Origin of the sequence: Leisingera sp. S232 (genome assembly GCF_049800895.1) — a bacterium.
Classification (GTDB): domain Bacteria; phylum Pseudomonadota; class Alphaproteobacteria; order Rhodobacterales; family Rhodobacteraceae; genus Leisingera.
Genome location: NZ_JBNAFX010000015.1, coordinates 14,809 through 29,458 on the forward strand (window position 1 = coordinate 14,809; position 14,650 = coordinate 29,458).

Below are 14,650 nucleotides of genomic sequence, written 5' to 3' on the forward strand. Positions count from 1 at the left end.
TTGAAGGCGCAGGATCAGTGCTCAGGAAAGGTAACGGGGAGGCGGCGGATCAAAGCCAGTGATCGTAAACGGCCTCAACAGGGCTATCGGCATATCATCACGAGAGATTTGCTTGCTCGGCCTCGTTGAAAGGCAATTGCCTATGAGAACAGCAAAGCCACCACAGAGCAAACTGCCATGACAGTGTTCAGTATGGCTACTGCCCGCCTGTTCTTGATCAGTGTCCTGAGCAGTGACAGCGATATGCGCTCCGCCGCCAGCCCCGTGTGCATCTGCCTGACTTGCAGACAGGAAGATAACTGCGACGAGCAGACCCGCAGCCAGCAGCAAATACCCGGTTTTTAGTCTGCCAAAGTGGCGCACTGCTCAGTTTATCCTGTTTTCGTGGCTAAGTTCACGGACACAGACAACGATGCCTTTCCTACCGATCCAGGTCAAGCGGCCGACCGTTGCAGTTCACTCTGCTGAACCACGCGGCTCGTTCATGTGGGAGCTTAAATTTATGCACTCGAAGATAAGCAGGAAAGCCTTCTGTAAGGTAGATAACCTCACACTGCTCGCTCGCTGCTGAGTGTTTTCATTACTGCGCAAGCAGAGAAGCAAGCGAAGCTGCCTCTGATACACTTCGCGACAAATCTCTCTCGAACCTTGCCGCAGTGTTCGTATATTTCAATCAAGTATGAGCAACACCCCCCATATTCTGGTGGTCGACGATCACCGTGAAATCCGGTCTGCGGTCACACGTTACCTGGAGAAAAACGGCATGCGGTCCTCCGCCGCCAAAGACGCCGAAGAAATGGATGCGATGCTCACTTCCGGAAGCTTCGATCTGGTTGTTCTGGATGTGATGATGCCAGGTGAGGACGGGCTGTCTGTTTGCAAACGCTTGTCTCAAGAAGGGCAATTGCCTGTGCTGCTGTTGACCGCCTTGGGCGAGGAGCACGATCGGATCACCGGGCTGGAGACCGGTGCAGACGATTACTTGGCCAAACCCTTTAACCCGCGCGAGCTGCTGGCTCGCATCCGGGCAATCCTGCGCCGTACAGCAAAGGAAGAACCACCCGCAGGCCGATTAGCAGGAAAACGTGTGAAATTCGGGCAATGGGTCTTGGATAGCGACAGGCGGGTGATCCTCGACAGCGCAGGACAAGAGACGGCTTTGACCGGCTCCGAATTCAAGCTGTTAGTCGCGCTGCTAGAGCGTAACCGCCTGGTACTGAGCCGCGATCAGTTGATGGATCTGACCGCTGGCCGGGCAGCGGCGCCAATGGATCGGACAATTGACAACCAGATCAGCCGCCTCCGCCGCAAGATAGAGAGTGATCCCTTGCGCCCGCGCCTGATTACCACGGTTCGCAATGGCGGATACTGCCTGTCCGTGGATATTGAGGTTTTGGATCAATGAGTTTTGTTCCGCGCAGATTGCGGTCGCAGTTAGTGCTTTTGGTCGTGCTGGCGCTGGCCGCCGCACAAGGCGTAAGCCTGTTTTTCTTGTCTGGGGAACGCAGCCTAGCGATCCGGGCTGCGATGAGCACCGAGGCAGCCGGCAGGGCAGCCAATGTCGCGAGGCTGATTGAAGAAGCTCCCCCGTCCCTCCATCCCTCGATTGTCCGGGCTGCCAATTCTCCCCTGGTGCGTTTCGAACTTAGCGGCAGCCCGGCCGTAACGCACACTTCACATGACACTGATGGTGCTGCCGAGGCACGGGTTCGCGCACTTCTGGGTGGAGACACCAACCGGGAGATCCGGGCTGAACTGCACGAGACTGATAGTGCTGGACTGCCACTTCCCTATCTGGAACCAGAGATGGCTGAGATCCATCGGGAAATGATGCGCGGCCAGATGCTGGCAATTGAATTGAACCTGTCAATTGCGCTGAGCGATGGCCAATGGCTGAACGCAGAGACATTGTTCGAGCGGCCACCGCTGCAATGGTCCTTACAGCCGACGATCACCTTTGCCCTCAGCGCAGGCTTCATCCTGGCTGCAATTTTTCTGTTTGTGCTGACCCGTGTCACGGCTCCGCTGCGCATGCTTTCCTCAGCGGCTGAAAACCTGGGGGGTGAGGAAGCTACTGAACCGCTTCCCGCAGACGGGCCTCTGGAGGTACAAGAACTCATCTGTGCGTTCAACAGGATGCAGCATCGAATAACCAGCCTCGTAGCCGAGCGCACCCGGATGCTGGCCGCCTTAGGCCACGACCTGCGCTCGCCGCTGACAGCAATGCGGGTGCGGGCAGAGTTTGTGGAAGACGGTGAAACCCGCAGTAGCATGATATCCCTTATCGGGGAGATGCAGAGCATGGTCGAAACAACACTCTCCTTTGCCCGTGGTTTGGCGGACGCAGAAAAGCCTGAAGACTGCGAGCTGGGCAGTTTTCTCCAGGCTTTACGAAACGACATGCTGAACGGTTTTGAACTGCTGCCTGGGGATCCCGTCCAGATCTGCCTGCGGCAGAACGCCATGCGCAGGGCTCTGCGCAATGTGATTGAAAACGCGCTGAGGTATGGCGGCGCGGCGCAGGTTGAATATCGATTACAGGACGGTGGCGCCGTAATCACTGTGTCGGACCCAGGACCGGGTATTCCGGAAACTGACTTGGAGCGTGTATTCGATCCCTTCACGCGATTGGAAGACTCTCGCTCGCTTGAAACGGGCGGGCACGGGCTGGGGCTGTCGATTGCCCGCACCATCCTGCGCGCGCATGGCGGCAGCCTCACATTGCGCAACCAGACGGAGGGCGGTCTCTGCGCCGTGCTGAAGCTGCCGCTTGGACAGTGAGACCGGCTATATTCGGATACATACCGATACAAATCACCGGCCGTACAGGCGTTGACCTTCCTGCGCTGGAAGGCCGCAAATCTATTGGCCGCTAGGACAGCTCCCGCAACGGTGGCGGCTTTGACAATTGGATGGGGAAGACATGAACAGAACGGGCCTTTTGCTTGCAACAGCGCTGATTGCCATCGGCGGATTTGCCATGTGGGGCGTTTCCCGACCAACAGAGCAGAACCCGGAAGCAGCGGAAGCCATATTGGAGGGCGTGGCTATTGTTGAGGTGAAGTTGCCCAAGACCCTTTCTGAAAACGCTCAGATCGGAAAACGCATCTTTGAAGCCAAATGCGCATCCTGCCATGGCGAAAACGCCGCTGGTCACGAAGGGGTTGCCCCACCGCTGGTTCACAAGATCTATGAGCCAAGCCACCACTCCGATACCGCATTCCTGCTGGCTGCCAAAAACGGCGTACGAGCACATCACTGGCGGTTCGGAAACATGCCGCCAGTGCCCGGGGTGACTGATGGCGAAGTCAACCTGGTGACACGCTACGTGCGCGAGCTGCAGCGCGCAAACGGGATCCACTGAGATCGGACAGACTTGTCTGCATAGCTTTTTCCGCCAGAAGGCCAGGCAGCAGCGCTGCTGGACGTCAGCTTTTCACTGCCGACTTTAAATCCGCTTGCTGCTGTTCCAACAGAAACCCTAGAATCTCCTTGTAGCGTATCCGTGTGTCTTCGAGCTGCTGGTAAAAGCGGAACAGCTCTTTCAGCGGAGCCGAGAAATCCTTATGCGCCGCCAGTACCGCGATCAGAGCGCCCAGAGTGATGCGTTCCTCAAGCACAAAGTACCCGCCTAGCGAATAGAAGAGGAACGGCGTCAGCGCGGTCAGAAAATTGTTCAACGCCTTGGCAAAGAACTTCACCCGGTGGATCCGCCTGCGGATCGCTTCCAACTGCCGCAACGAGGCCATTGTATGCAGCACATCTCTGGGGCGGTCCTGCGCCGGGTTCAGCTGTTCCGTTAGACCGCGGGTAAGTCTCCGCATCTCCTGAATACGTTCCCGGCTCAGCCGGTTCACGATCCGCTGCAGATAGGGCAGCAGAAACAGTTGCAGCGGCAGAATAGTCAGCGCTGCAGCACCCAGGATCGGATCCTGAATGAACATGAACAGCAGGATCGTAAGCAACGTTCCGCCCTGGGTCACTGGAAGCGCAACCAGATCCGCTGCAAAGCCGCCAATCGGCTCTGCTTCCTGCCCTAAAATTTGCGAAAGCTCGCTTTTTCGCGGGCGGCCGGCTTGTTTGCGCCAACGACAATAGATGAGCAGCCGGAGACGTCTGAGACAGCGTTCGGCAAGCCGCCCTTTCAGCACATTCAGCAGGTACTTCCCGACACCGTTCAGCGTGATTGCCAGCAGAAAAACACCGCTCAGAACTGCCAGATGCTGTGTAGCAGTCAGATCATATCCCAACAGGCTCAGCGGTGCGTGCGATTTGCTCAGGACGTTGTTCACGATCTGCTTGGGCAGTTCCAGCGATAGATACAACACAGGCAATAAGGACAGGCTCAGAAGCAGAAGGAAAAACTGCTGCCGGCGCGTGGTCCGGGCAATGTGGGTAATTAGGTTCCGGTCTAGACCAGCGATGGACACGGTCGTAGGGGGCACCAGGCTAGCGGAGGAACGCGCAAGCCGCAGATGGAGCGCCCGGCCAAGCAGCGTAGCCGCAGAGATTGCCAGCAGAGCCGGGGCCAGCAGCAATACCAGATGCATCGCCGGATGCACCCATTCCGGAGAGGCTTCATCGTAGCTGAAGCCCAGCCAATTCGCGGCCTCATGGGCGAAAGAATGGTAGTGCGGGAACCTGTGCTCGGGCGGCATCGAAATAAGTCTGCTGAGATAGAGGGAAATGCGGCAGCCCCATTGGAGCTGCCGCGCTGCGGTGCTGCTGCCTGAGGGGCGAGGCAGCGGCACTCAGCAAATCATTGAACCGTAACCTGGCCGTACATGCCGGATTCATAGTGCCCCGGGATCAGGCAGGCGAATTCGAATGTGCCGCCATTGCTGAAGTTCCAAATAACTTCGCCGCGTTTGCCGGGTGCCAGGGTGACAGCGTTCGGCGTGTTGTGTTGCTCCATCCCTCCGGCCATAGCCTGCTTGTGCATGGCATTGCGCTCCGGCGTGTCCAGGACGAACTCGTGATCCAGCTCGCCCTCATTCACCACCATAATGCGGATGGTTTCCCCCTGTTTGAACTCCATGGCCGAGGGGGTGAAGATCATATCGCCATCATCGGTTTCCTCCATCGCCACCTTCACGGTGCGGCTGACCTCGCTGAGCTTGCCTGGCACGCCCGCGGCCATCTGTTCACCGTGGCTGCTATGGGCGCCATGGCCGTCGCCGTGGCCCGATACACCAGCCAGAACAGGCGTGCCGGCCAGGACGGCCAGCGCCGCTGAAAGGAAAAGCTTCTTCATTGGTATCTCCTTGATTTTATGAGGGGGAATTGCCCTTCCGCCGCCAGGTTCACGGCGGGAAGGGAGTGCGTCCGGCCGGACTGCCCCGGCCGGGCGCAGGGGCTTCAGAACATCAGGCGGGTCCCGAAGACGACGGAGAACACGCCGTTCTCTTCACCATTGACGCGCAGCAGATCCGCTGTGCCGCCAAAGGATTCCTCGTAGTTGATGCCGACATAGGGAGAGACCGCCCGGTCGATCAGGTCATAGCTGAGCCGCAGCCCGGCCTCGACCGTGGCGCCGCCAGCGGCCTGATCGTAGGCCAGGTCGTCCTGCAGCGGCAGCGTCAGCTCGAGGCTCGGGACCAGGACCAGACGGTTGGTCAGCAGCGCCTCATACTCGCCCTCAAAGCGGAAGAACGAATGGTCCGACAGGTAGAGATCGGCATCGATCTCGAACCATTGCGGCGCCAGCCCTTTCAGGCCCAGCACCGCGTTATAGCGGTCCGGCAGCCCGTCCGGCGTGCTGGCTTGCACCCCGACCACCGCATCAAAGAAGGTGGAAACCGGGAACTGAAGCCGCAGCTGGTTTTCCAGAGCTTCGAACTCGCCCGATCCCTGAACCCGCTCGCCTTCGCTGCGCCAGACAAGTTTCAACTCATCGGTGCCGATCAGGGTGTCGAAATCCCAGACGAACGCGTCCGCGCCGTCGTTCTGCCGGTACTCTAGCTGCTCAGCCTGAAAGCCGTAGATCAGCTGCTCTGCTCCGGCAGGGGCGGACCAAAGTGCCACCGCGCTGGCCGCGGCAAACGCCGCGTTGCGTGTCTTGCTCATGTTTACGTCTCTTTCTGATCTTGCAGGGTTAAGCCGGGCCGCCTTCCACGATCACTTTGCGGAACATGCCCGCGTCGGCGTGGTAGGAGAGATGGCAGTGGAAGGCCCACTGGCCGGTCACATCGACTTCGGTTTCGGTGTAGACGGTGGTGCCCGGCGCGACGCTGACGGTGTGCTTGATCGGATCCCTGCGGCCTTTGCCGGTGTCCACGATCGTCCACATGCCATGCAGGTGCATCGGGTGGGCCATCATGGTTTCGTTGACGAATTTGAACCGCACCCGCTCGCCGTATTTCAGCCGCAGCGGTTCGGCCTCCGACAGTTTCTTGCCGTTGATCGACCAGATGTAGCGCTCCATGTTGCCGGTGAGGCGCAGCTCGATTTCCCGTGTCGCAGGACGGTCTCTATAGAGTGGCCGGCGGGCGCTGAGGTCATCGTAGGACAGGAACTTGCCGCCGTTTGCCGCGCTTGGGGTAAGGCCGCTGCCCGCCGCATAGAACCCTTCCTGTTCGCCAGCCATCGCCATTTGATGCCCGCCATGGTTCATCCCGGCCATGCCGCTGTCTTTGGACGCCTTGGCCCCTCCCATGCTGTGCTGGCTGTGGTCCATACCCGCCATCGGCTCTGCCTTGGCAGGCGCGGCCATATTGTGCTGGCTGTGGTCCATTCCTGCCATGGACTGGCTGTCCGAGGCGGCCTGCATCTGATGCTGGCTGTGATCCATGCCCGGCATCATCATCACGCTGTCGGACGAGCCTGTGTCGCTGCGCATCACATGGCCTTCCATGCCCATGCCGCCCATCATGCCGGCCATATCGGCCATCGTCAGCCGCGGCTTGGGCCGCATCGCGGGGACCGGCCCGGCCAGGCCCTCGCGCGGCGCCAGGGTGCCGCGCACCATCGCGGTGCGGCCCATGGATTCCGCCACAATGCTGTAGGCGCGGCTTTCGCGGGGCTGAACGATCACGTCATAGGTCTCTGCCACCGCAATCCGCAGCTCATCCACGGTGACCGGCTTCACGTCATTGCCGTCAGCCTGCACCACGGTCATCTTCAGCCCCGGTATCCGCACATCGAAATAGGCCATCGCGGAGGAGTTGATCAGCCGCAGCCGGACTTTCTCGCCCGGCCTAAACAGCCCGGTCCAGTTCTGCGCCGTGCTCTGGCCGTTGATCATCGGGGTAAAGCCCTGAACATCCTCGATGTCAGTCGGCATCATTCGCATCCGGCCCCACATCTTGCGGTCTTCCAACGCCGCCTTCAGGCCCATGCTGCCGGAATCCTGGATCAAGTCCTGCAGCGTGCGCTGCGAGCGGTTGTAGTAATCCGCCGACATCTTGAGGTTCCGCATGATCCGCTTGCCGCGGTGCGGGTGGGTGTCCGTCAGCTGCAACACATAGTCGCGGTCCGCCCGCACTGTTTCACCGCGTTTTGGCTCGATGACGATGGCACCATAGGCCCCGTCCGGCTCCTGAAAGCCGGAGTGGCTGTGGAACCAGTAAGTACCGGCCTGCACGATCGGGAACTTGTAGGTGAAGGTTTCGCCCGGCTTGATACCGTCAAAGCTGATCTTCGGCACCCCGTCCTGGTCAAACGGCAGGATCAGCCCGTGCCAGTGAATCGAGGTGTCCTCGCGCAGGTTGTTGGTCACATTGAGGGTGATCTCCTCGCCTTCCTTAAAGCGCAGGATGGTCGGCGTCTGGCTGTTGTTGTAGCCGACACCGGACTTGCGGAAGTCTCCGGCGTCGATGCGGATTTTGTCCACGGTGATGTCATAGGTCCCGGCCTGGGCCGAGGCAGCCGCGGACAGGGCAAGGGCGGCGCCGGCAATGGCCGTGCGCCAAGGTGCGATGGGTGGCATCGTCAGTCCTTTGGTCTGTTGAGATGTTGGTCCGGTCATCCCCTGCAAGCATCCGCAAGCGCAATTTTTTACGCGCCGGGATCAACCGATGCAGCGTTCACTCATAGAGCGGCGCAATTGCACGCTGCTGAAGTCCTCAAGCAGAGGGAATGGCAAGCAGTGGGTTCAAGTGCTTGGGATCATACTTTGGGAGGTGGAAGGTGGGCTTCGGGCGCCACGGAAGCCAGGCCAAAATCATTCAGGACGACCGCCAGCTTTCCTGCTTTTCCGATGATGGACACCTGTTGCCAAACCTGAAGTGCAACCGGGACTTCACAGGCCGCAGCCTTGTGGCATAGGCCGGTGCTGGAATGGCTGTGCCCGTCTGCCGTTTCATGCTGGGCAACAGTAACAGCTTCAGCCCGATTTTCTATTTCTGCAGTCAGGGGCGCGAAAAGTGCGGACAGCGCCAGCAACAACGCCAGCGTCAATGATGTCCACAATTTTCCCGCTTTTGAGCGCATAAAACAGTTCCGTTTGCTTTCGCTCTATCTAGCTAGCCAGTGCGGGTCTCCAACTCAAGGATACGTTTTGATACATTTGCAAACCGGGTGCGCATTCGTCAGTTCGCCACAAAACGTTCAGCACATTTGCGGCCTTCTGAGCAGAGAGCGATCATCAGTGCTTCTAGGAAAAGAAAGGCTGAGGAGATCCCAAACGATGCGCAGGGAAGCTGTTGCCCAGGCTTGGCAGACAACGCGCCCAAGGCACTACTCCAGTGTCACTAGCTAGGGACCAGGGAGCCTGATGGCCTTTATTTCGCACCGGGAGGGGTTGCGCCGAAGAAAATTTCCATTATGTGCCACGCTATGGCAGTTACTGGGTTCAGGAGTGACTTTGGTCGGTTGATACGCGCCGTTGCGTCAACCATCCTTGTTGCTGTGGTTCTCCTGAATACACTTGCGACAATTTCTGCTCATGCATCGCCTCCCGCAAATGCCGTCACCGCTGTTTCTGACGTACAGCACGAGACATGCACTTTGCACAAAGCGGCAAAAAGAGTGCAGCACAGGCACCATCAAAAGGGCGCCTGCGAAATCCCTGATGAAGAACGGCACGCCACTTGTTCGGTGGCCGTTTGCTGTTTTCACGAATTCAACGCAGCACCAATTCTGTCTGTTGAGCGCCGCCTGGTAACTGTTCAACTCGTGATAGCGAGCTCGACTGGAGTAATTTCCAGGTCAGAACTCCCGCATGATCGTCCTCCCCGTTCAATCTGATTGAATCCGCTTGGCGCTCAATCGAGTGCGCCATCTGTTTCTGATCAGACAAGGTTTGCATGCTGCAAGCCAGAACGAGGTATTCCATGCGTGGACGCTATTTTGCTCTCGGTATTCTTGCGCTTGCTGCAGGGGTTGCGGGAGGCATCTCTCTCGAAAGACTTTTCCTCAACCCGTCATCAATGACCGGGGCAAACGAGGCCGAGATCTTGTATTGGGTTGCACCGATGGATCCGAACTTCCGGCAACCAGGGCCGGGTAAATCGCCAATGGGGATGGACCTTGTCCCTGTATATGCAGGCCAAGAGCCTTCCGGGGACCCTGCAGAAGTGCAGCTATCTGCGGCAGAGATTAACGCCATTGGCGTCCGCACCGCGATTTCACGCATGTCCGAGGTGTCCGGAAAGATCGAAACCGTTGGCTTTGTTGGCTATGACGAGCACCGGACAAGCCATGTTCACACTCGTGTGGACGGTTGGATCGAAAAGCTGAACGTGCGCGCTGTCGGAGACCCCGTTCAAAAGGGCGATGTCTTGTTTGAGATGTTTTCGCCACAGATCGGCTCGTCAGCCGGCGACCTGGTTCGCGCCATCGAGGCAGGAAACCCTCAGATCATTGATGCCGCCCGTAACAAGCTGCGCAGTCACGGCATGTCTGACAGGCAGATCGAGCGTATAGAAGCCAGCCGTACTCCTGAGCGCAACATTGAAGTCGAGGCTCCGCAGGACGGTGTTGTGATTTCACTTGAGGCTGCAGACGGAATGTTTCTGCAGCCCGGCACACGCGCTGCATCGCTGACAGAACTTTCAACTGTGTGGCTGATAGTCGATGTGTTTGAGCGCGACATTGCAAAGCTGACTGACAATATGCTTGCCGAAGCGCGGTTTGAGCATTTGCCTGGCCGGGTTTTCAAAGGTTCAGTTGACTACATCTACCCTGAACTTGACGCAGTAACCCGAACGCTTCCCGTTCGCTTGCAATTTGACAACTCCGACATGCTGCTACGCCCGAACATGTTCGGCACGGTCAGCCTGATCCCCTCAGAAAACCGCATGGCGCTGACTGTCCCAACCGAGGCTATCATTCGCACCGGGACTGCAGAACGGGTGATACTGAAAACCGGGGATGGCACTTTCAAACCCCGCCTCATTACAGCGGGACTACGCGACAATTTTGGTGACGGCGGGCGTACAGAAGTTGCACAGGGATTGGAGCCTGGAGAAGAGGTTGTAGCCTCCGCTCAATTCCTGATCGACAGCGAAAGCGCGCTGAGCGCCGGACTTATGCGCATGGCGCCGACTGATGAAGCTCCTGCACGTGGATCAGGAGAGTTGGTTGCTCTGGATTTTGAGTCCCGTATGGCAAAGATCCGGCACGGTGCTCTAGACAGCCTCGACTGGCCAGAAATGACGTCTAGTTTCCCGATCCGGGCTGATGTTTCTCTTTCGCGTTTGGTTGAAGGTCAGCAGGTGTCGTTTCGGCTGTCTCGTGGAGCAGATGGCCTGCTAGGGCTCATTGAGCTTGGTCCAGACGACGGTGTTGCTGCCACAGGCACCGGTATTGTGAGCAGCGTCACAGCAGAGGGAAAGCTGTCGCTCTCACATGACCCCATTCCTGAACTCGGCTGGCCTGCAATGCAAATGGATATGCCAGTGGCAGGTCTAGACACTGCCGAAGTACCCATGGATGTGCCAGTCGAGTTCGATCTCTCAAAAAGTGATGACGGGATGTTCACCATTGTCGCAGTCCGGGCTGCAGGCGCCCCGCCCTCAGCCGGCTCTGCCCCAGAGGCGAGTGAACCAGAGACCTCCAAGGCTGCTTCAGATGTTCTCGTTTCAGGAACCATTGACCAGGTCGACGCAGAATCCCGCATGGCCACGATAACCCACGGCCCTATCACGGAAATTGGCATGCCAGGCATGACCATGAGTTTTGCAGTGAGTGAAGAGCTGGAAATTACCAGCCTTCCGGTCGGCTATGAATTGGCTCTGACATTTGCGCGTCCAGACGGCATGACCATGGTGCTCACCGGGGTGGAAACCGCCTCACCGCCGATGGAGGTGCTGGGCAAAATCAATAGCGTCGACTCCGAAACGCGAACCGCGAACATCACGCATGGCCCAGTGACGCAGATTGGCATGCCAGGTATGACCATGGACTTCTCGATTGATCCAGCCCTCGACTTAGCTGGATTGCCGTCCGGACAAGAAGTGACTCTGCTTTTCACCCAGAACGCAGACTTCTCAATGACCCTGGTAGGCACAAAGCCGGTTGAGGTGACGCAATGATCGCTTCTGTTATCCGGGCGTCTGTTGCAAATCGCTTCGTCGTTCTTGCACTTGCAGTCATGATGGGCGTGATTGGTGTCTGGGCGATCCGCGAAACCCCCGTAGATGCTATTCCCGACTTGTCGGATGTTCAGGTCATTGTCCGCACGCCTTATGCCGGGCAAGCCCCTCAGGTCGTTGAAGATCAGGTCACTTTCCCCATTGCCACTGCCATGCTCGCTGTGCCCGGAGCCAGTGATGTGAGAGGCTTTTCCTTTTTCGGCGACAGCTACGTCTATGTCGTTTTTGAGGACGGCACTGACCTTTACTGGGCGCGCACCCGTGTGCTCGAATATCTGGGTCAGATTACTGCGAACCTTCCAGAAGGGGTTTCGCCCCAGCTCGGGCCGGATGCAACCGGTGTCGGCTGGATCTACCAATATACGCTTATTGACCGGACTGGCGGGCACGACCTGGCCCAACTGCGGACACTCCAGGACTGGTTTCTGAAGTATGAGCTGCAAACCGTCGACGGTGTGTCCGAGGTCGCAACCATCGGCGGCATGGTCAAACAGTATCAGGTCGTTGTGGACCCGAACAAACTGCGCGCCTTTGACGTCACCCTGCCGCAGATCCGCAGTGCCATTCAAAACGCCAACCGCGAGACCGGTGGTTCCGTGATTGAAATGGGCGAAGCGGAATTCATGATCCGCTCTACTGGCTATGTTGATGAACTGGCAGACCTGGCCAAAGCACCCCTCATGGTCAACGAACGCGGTGCAGCACTGACAGTTGGCGACGTGGCAGACATCCGCCTGGGTCCGGAAATGCGACGCGGCGTCGGGGAGTTTAACGGCGAAGGCGATGCCGTTGGCGGTGTCGTTATCCTGCGCTGGGGCGGGAACGCCCTGGCTACAATCAAAGCTGTTGAGGCGCGTATCGAAGAGTTGCGGGCAAACCTGCCCGAAGGGGTTGAGCTAGTCACAACTTACAACCGCGCGGGTGTTATCGAGCGTGCAATCGAGAATCTCGAAACAAAGCTGACCGAAGAATTTATCGTTGTCGTTTTGGTATGTGCAGCCTTCCTGCTGCACATCCGCTCGTCCCTGGTGATCCTTCTGTCACTGCCTCTCGGCATCTTTGCAGCCTTCATCATCATGAAGCTGCAGGGGGTGAATGCCAACATCATGAGTTTGGGCGGGATTGCCATCGCCATCGGCGCGATGGTGGACGCGGCTATCGTGATGATCGAAGCTATGCACCGAAGGCTAGAGAAGGAAAAGCTGACCAATCAAAACCGCTGGCGCCTCGTCACCGAATGCGCAACCGAAGTGGGACCGGCACTTTTCTTTTCCCTGGCAATCATCACCGTGAGCTTTTTGCCGGTCTTTGTTCTGGAAAGCCAGGAAGGGCGGCTTTTCAAGCCGCTGGCCTTCACAAAGACCTACGCAATGGCAGCGGCGGCGATCCTTTCCATCACGCTGGTGCCAGTTCTGATGGGATACTTTGTGCGCGGCCGGATTCTTTCGGAGCACAAGAACCCTCTGAACCGTATCGTGATCTGGATTTACCGGCCCTTTCTGGATGCTGCTGTCGCGTGGCCGTGGGCCACGACGTTGCTCGCCGGTGTGCTGGTCGCTTCGATGTGGTGGCCGCTGCAGCGTATCGGGACCGAGTTCATGCCAGAGCTGAACGAGGGCGATTTCCTTTACATGCCGACACTGTACCCCGGTGTCTCCATCGGCAAGGCGCGCGAAGTGCTGCAGCAATCCGACCGGCTGATTGCTACGGTCCCTGAGGTCGCGACGGTGCATGGCAAGCTTGGACGCGCCGATACCGCCACGGATCCCGCCCCGCTCACAATGATCGAGACGACGATTCAGCTGAAACCTGAATCCGAATGGCGCGCGGGCATGACGATGGAAGGCATACGCGACGAGCTTGACCGCGCTGTGCAAATTCCTGGTGTGACCAATGTCTGGATTCAGCCGATTAAGAACCGCATCGATATGCTTGCCACAGGGATCAAGACACCCGTCGGTGTCAAAATCTCCGGCGCTGATCTGAGCGTCATCGAGCAGATTGGTGTCGATATCGAACGCGTGGTTGCAGGTATCGACGGCACGGCATCAGCCTATGCAGAGCGGCCTGTAGGAGGGCGGTTTGTGGAGATCGACGTCAACCGAGATGCCGCTGCGCGCTATATGATGAGCGTACGTGAAGTGCAGGATGTTGTTCAGACCGCAATCGGCGGGATGCAGGTGTCGGAATCCGTGGAAGGCCTTGAGCGGTTTCCAATAAACCTTCGCTACCCCCAGGAGTGGCGGAACAGCCCCGAACGCCTGCGGGACCTTCCGGTGGTCACACCGTCCGGCGCGCATATCCCCCTTGGCAACCTGGCAGAGATCAAAGTGGTGGACGGCCCCGGTATGATCCGGTCTGAAAACGCACGCCGCACTGGTTTTGTCTTCATCGACATCGCGGGCCGGGATCTGGGAGGCTACGTAACCGAAGCCCGTCAACTAGTCGCCGATGAGGTGGAATTGCCGCCTGGCTACTCGATTACATGGTCCGGTCAGTACGAGTATATTGAGCGCATGCAGGAGCGGCTGAAGCTGGTAGCGCCGGCAACGCTGCTTATCATCACACTGATGCTCTTTCTAGCCTTCAATCGAGTAATTGAGGTTGGGATCATCCTTGCCGCGTTGCCGGTAGCCCTCGCAGGAGGAGTCTGGTTCCTGTGGTACCTGAGCTTCGACATCTCTGTCGCCGTTCTGGTTGGGTTCATTGCGCTTGCCGGTGTCGCGGTAGAAACCGCGATTGTTATGTTGCTGTATCTCAATCTAGCCTGGGAAAAGCGGAAAATCCTCGCTGCTGAGGCACAGCGCAAGTTGACAACTGATGATGTAGAAGAGGTGGTATTCGAAGGCGCACTTCTACGAGTACGCCCCAAGGTTATGACAGTGGCGACAATTTTCGCCGGCCTAATTCCGATCATGTATGGCCAAGGCACCGGTTCGGAAATCATGCAGCGTATCGCAGCCCCGATGGTTGGCGGGATGGCGACTGCCACACTGCTAACCCTTTTCGTCATTCCTTCCATCTTCGTGATCTGGAAGCGGTTGGCTCTTGCACGGGTCAACCGAACCCTGCTGCAGGAACCCGGCCGAGAGACATCACCGGTACCGGCAGAATAG

Annotated in this window: 10 protein-coding genes; 5 read left to right on the forward strand and 5 right to left on the reverse strand. The window is 58.2% G+C overall.

Annotated features, from left to right (window positions below; translation table 11 throughout):
* Window positions 1-679: 679 nt before the first annotated feature.
* From ACP151_RS11025 to ACP151_RS11035, 3 genes are all read left to right on the forward strand, one after another.
* Entirely contained in the window at window positions 680-1,405 is a 726-nt protein-coding gene (locus tag ACP151_RS11025) for a response regulator (RefSeq protein ID WP_039193109.1), read from the forward strand.
* A 122-nt stretch (window positions 1,406-1,527) separates the two neighbouring features.
* On the forward strand, window positions 1,528-2,781 hold the full coding sequence (locus tag ACP151_RS11030; protein ID WP_424978953.1) for an ATP-binding protein: 1,254 nt from the start codon (window positions 1,528-1,530) through the stop codon (window positions 2,779-2,781).
* 142 nt (window positions 2,782-2,923) lie between these two features.
* Complete coding sequence (locus ACP151_RS11035; RefSeq protein WP_039193105.1) at window positions 2,924-3,364, forward strand: c-type cytochrome; 441 nt, start codon at window positions 2,924-2,926, stop codon at window positions 3,362-3,364.
* Window positions 3,365-3,428: 64 nt separating this feature from the next.
* Here the strand turns inward: ACP151_RS11035 and ACP151_RS11040 are convergent, their stop codons facing one another.
* The 5 genes from ACP151_RS11040 to ACP151_RS11060 form a co-directional block, all read right to left on the reverse strand.
* Window positions 3,429-4,751 carry an ABC transporter transmembrane domain-containing protein gene (locus tag ACP151_RS11040; RefSeq protein WP_424978954.1) on the reverse strand — a complete coding sequence of 441 codons (1,323 nt, stop codon included), beginning with the start codon at window positions 4,749-4,751 and terminating at the stop codon, window positions 3,429-3,431.
* Window positions 4,752-4,759: 8 nt separating this feature from the next.
* Window positions 4,760-5,254 (reverse strand): cupredoxin domain-containing protein, encoded by a 495-nt coding sequence (locus ACP151_RS11045; protein WP_039193101.1) that lies wholly within the window; start codon window positions 5,252-5,254, stop codon window positions 4,760-4,762.
* Window positions 5,255-5,358: 104 nt separating this feature from the next.
* Entirely contained in the window at window positions 5,359-6,066 is a 708-nt protein-coding gene (locus ACP151_RS11050) for a copper resistance protein B (protein ID WP_052269618.1), read from the reverse strand.
* Between the two features lie 28 nt (window positions 6,067-6,094).
* Window positions 6,095-7,927, reverse strand: coding sequence for a copper resistance system multicopper oxidase (locus tag ACP151_RS11055; RefSeq protein ID WP_039193100.1), 1,833 nt, complete (start codon window positions 7,925-7,927; stop codon window positions 6,095-6,097).
* 179 nt (window positions 7,928-8,106) lie between these two features.
* The gene (locus ACP151_RS11060; protein WP_082020379.1) at window positions 8,107-8,430 is read right to left on the reverse strand and encodes a hypothetical protein; all 324 of its coding nucleotides are present in this window, start codon (window positions 8,428-8,430) and stop codon (window positions 8,107-8,109) included.
* Between the two features lie 842 nt (window positions 8,431-9,272).
* Between ACP151_RS11060 and ACP151_RS11065 the strand changes: the two genes are divergently transcribed.
* Window positions 9,273-11,474 (forward strand): efflux RND transporter periplasmic adaptor subunit, encoded by a 2,202-nt coding sequence (locus tag ACP151_RS11065; protein WP_039193095.1) that lies wholly within the window; start codon window positions 9,273-9,275, stop codon window positions 11,472-11,474.
* Window positions 11,471-14,650, forward strand: a complete 3,180-nt coding sequence (locus tag ACP151_RS11070; protein WP_039193093.1) for an efflux RND transporter permease subunit — start codon at window positions 11,471-11,473, stop codon at window positions 14,648-14,650. The genes ACP151_RS11065 and ACP151_RS11070 overlap by 4 nt, the downstream gene beginning before the upstream one ends.